The following is a 332-nucleotide window of genomic DNA, read 5'->3' as shown; positions in this document are numbered from 1 at the left end:
GTTTCTCTTTATAAACACATATAGAAAGTGGTTGCGGGAGCCGGATTTGAACCGACGACCTTCGGGTTATGAGCCCGACGAGCTACCATGCTGCTCCATCCCGCGTCCGATTGTTGCTGTTAATAACTGTTTAATTCTGTCATCTAAGAATTGGTTGTAGTAGCCGGATTTGAACTGACTACCTTCGCCTGTTGTTTATAAGGAGTTGAGCCCGATAAGCTGTTTCTCTTTATAAACACATATAGAAAGTGGTTGCGGGAGCCGGATTTGAACCGACGACCTTCGGGTTATGAGCCCGACGAGCTACCATGCTGCTCCATCCCGCGTCCGAT

General features: G+C 47.9%; 2 tRNA genes. Both read right to left on the bottom strand.

Going from position 1 to position 332, the window contains the following annotated elements:
* Window positions 1–28: 28 nt before the first annotated feature.
* Window positions 29–105, bottom strand: a tRNA-Met gene (locus KO533_RS22480).
* 144 nt (window positions 106–249) lie between these two features.
* Window positions 250–326, bottom strand: a tRNA-Met gene (locus tag KO533_RS22475).
* Window positions 327–332: the final 6 nt, after the last annotated feature.

This window comes from Shewanella sp. NKUCC05_KAH (assembly GCF_019345585.1).
GTDB lineage: Bacteria > Pseudomonadota > Gammaproteobacteria > Enterobacterales > Shewanellaceae > Shewanella > Shewanella oncorhynchi.
This window is presented reverse-complemented; position numbering and strand designations above follow the sequence as displayed.